Here is a 2,170-nt window from a genome sequence, read left to right on the forward strand (position 1 = left end):
CAATCCGTTCCAATGCCTCCGCTTTCGGTTTTAATTGAGCAATTTCTTGTTTTTGCCTGTCCATCGTATCTTTGGCTAATAATAAAGCGCGTGAAAGTGTTTGCTCTGGTGTCTCGTCGGGAATACTTGCCATATACCCACCCGTTTTACGAATGGAGGGCAATATTTCACCAACAACCTTTTCTTCAAACGCTTCTGCAGAAGGTAACTTGGATCGCATAATTAAACGATAAACATCCCGTTCAGGAATGATTTTTGTTTGTGGATCGAGGGCGCCCTGATTCAGGGCCCCTATAGAAATGGCAGATTTACAATGTTGAGCAATAGCATTCCTTGGTTTAGAATACCCTAAAGCCTTTGCAACATCTGATCCTACAAACCAAGCCTCGGCATTTTGGTTCACAACTCTAATTTCTGTATTTTCAAATTGAAATGGTATAATATTCGACATGGTTGTAATATCCTTCATATGTGAATTACGACTAACATAGGGAGGGAAGGTCAACAGCTTCCCTCTCTAATATGTGTAAGTTACACATAATAATTAAAAATAGCAACACATTTTACACACTTGACGTAATATGTGTATTTTGCTATCAATTCTTTATGACAAATGAAAAGTTAAACCAACGAATTCAGATCGTTGCATCTAAGAAAATAATTGATGCCATAGATGAATGGAGACGAAAGCAAACAGATTTGCCTTCGCGATCTGAAGCTATTCGAAAGCTAATCGAAAAAGGTTTAAAACTCCCAACTGAAACGGAATAATTCTTAAAAAAGTTTTTACTAAACTTTTATATTTTTCTAATTTTGTTTCATAAAAATAAACTATAAACATTCACCCTTTCCCCTTACGTCCCCAACAAAGCGATTGGCACCATCGCCAAACAGTTTTTGCTTGGCTTGCAATTGGTTCAAGGCTTGTGCGTTTTTGACATTAATCGAATATTGTAAGATGAATTCGTCCAGTACCGTCATGGGATACCTTTCAATAAAAAAGCCACCGCAATGGGTAGCTTGGTAAACATAAAAAAGAGGGATATAGTTTAGGCAATATTTAAGAAGGAATATTTGATGAAAAAATTATTGTGGATGGGAATAATCGTGGTTGGGTTTGGCCTCCTCACCCAACAAAGTAAGGCACAAGACCCGGCGATTAAATCACAATGGGTGAAAGTTTGTAGCTACGATAAATTACGCAATAAGCACAATTCTGGAATGATTATTTCCTCTAAAAAAAGTGAAACTTATGGATCTCTTAATAATTCTGTAAGTGATATAATCATAAACGACTTTCCCCAAAAAGATGCAGGGCCTAATTGTACAAAACCAAATTACAATGTAGTACATATTATGGTTGAAGGATTCGATGTTCTACCTTGCAAGAACCCTTCGAACATTTGCACTATCACTATAAAATTTAATGATGAACCCATTCAATCGTTCACGCCTATCTATTTGGAAAGTATAAGCAAAACAGATAATTCTAGTTACGTGCTGACTTCTCCTTTGTTATTACACGAATTTGAAACCCATCGCAGTGCCATTATCGAAATTCCGACTAGTGAAGGAGCTGCTCAATACGAATTTGATCTCAGAAATTTTGATCACCCCCAAGTAATAAATACCGTCGAATAACGAAAAAGCCACCACAATGGGTGGCTTCGTGGGTTAATCTTGATAAGATAAAAAGTCTCTGTAACCTGAGTCAATAAGCGTTTTACGCAGCTTATTCGCATTTGTTTCAACAGCCTGCAACATATATCTTAACTGAAACAAAAAAATTTCTACGCTTCCATTAAAAATCTCTTCTTCTTCAAGATCGTTTTTCAAATTCTCCATTAAATTATAAATAATACTAAACGCAACAGGAACGTTACAAGCAACAAAGGCAGCCTTGTCAATAAAATCTTTCGACGCAGGCTTTTGGTTCCGAACGTCTTCTAAATTAATAAATGCAGAGAGTTTCACAACACTGCCTCCTCACGCTGCTTTACGATTGAGAAGCTCGGCAAGCTTAACCAATCCTTTGGGAGTGATCTTCGCCTGCTCGATGATTTTTGTCGTTCCATCACTGCGAGAAACTTCCGTTACTTTGTGTTCCAAAAGCCCCTGTTGGATTTTGTCTTGATACGCTAGCCAAGTTGCATTTCCATTCCTGCGATAA

6 protein-coding genes are annotated in these 2,170 nt (G+C 37.4%); 2 read left to right on the plus strand and 4 right to left on the minus strand.

What is annotated here, in order from left to right:
• On the minus strand, window positions 1–451 hold a 451-nt coding region (locus AABE15_RS02460; protein WP_338329699.1), incomplete at its 3' end, for a BRO family protein.
• A 155-nt stretch (window positions 452–606) separates the two neighbouring features.
• On the opposite strand from AABE15_RS02460, the gene AABE15_RS02465 reads away from it, so the two are divergent.
• A complete protein-coding gene (locus AABE15_RS02465) occupies window positions 607–771 on the plus strand; it encodes a hypothetical protein (RefSeq protein WP_338329700.1) in 165 nt (54 codons plus the stop codon).
• A gap of 60 nt (window positions 772–831) precedes the next feature.
• On the opposite strand, the gene AABE15_RS02470 is transcribed toward AABE15_RS02465, so the two are convergent.
• Entirely contained in the window at window positions 832–981 is a 150-nt protein-coding gene (locus tag AABE15_RS02470; RefSeq protein WP_338329701.1) for a hypothetical protein, read from the minus strand.
• A gap of 96 nt (window positions 982–1,077) precedes the next feature.
• On the opposite strand from AABE15_RS02470, the gene AABE15_RS02475 reads away from it, so the two are divergent.
• On the plus strand, window positions 1,078–1,641 hold the full coding sequence (locus tag AABE15_RS02475; RefSeq protein WP_338329702.1) for a hypothetical protein: 564 nt from the start codon (window positions 1,078–1,080) through the stop codon (window positions 1,639–1,641).
• Window positions 1,642–1,674: 33 nt separating this feature from the next.
• Here AABE15_RS02475 and AABE15_RS02480 read toward each other — a convergent pair whose 3' ends face one another.
• Window positions 1,675–1,974, minus strand: a complete 300-nt coding sequence (locus AABE15_RS02480) for a hypothetical protein (protein WP_338329703.1) — start codon at window positions 1,972–1,974, stop codon at window positions 1,675–1,677.
• A gap of 12 nt (window positions 1,975–1,986) precedes the next feature.
• On the minus strand, window positions 1,987–2,170 hold a 184-nt coding region (locus tag AABE15_RS02485), incomplete at its 5' end, for a phage antirepressor KilAC domain-containing protein (RefSeq protein ID WP_338329704.1).

Source organism: Commensalibacter sp. Nvir (assembly GCF_963921845.1).
Classification (GTDB): Bacteria; Pseudomonadota; Alphaproteobacteria; order Acetobacterales; family Acetobacteraceae; genus Commensalibacter.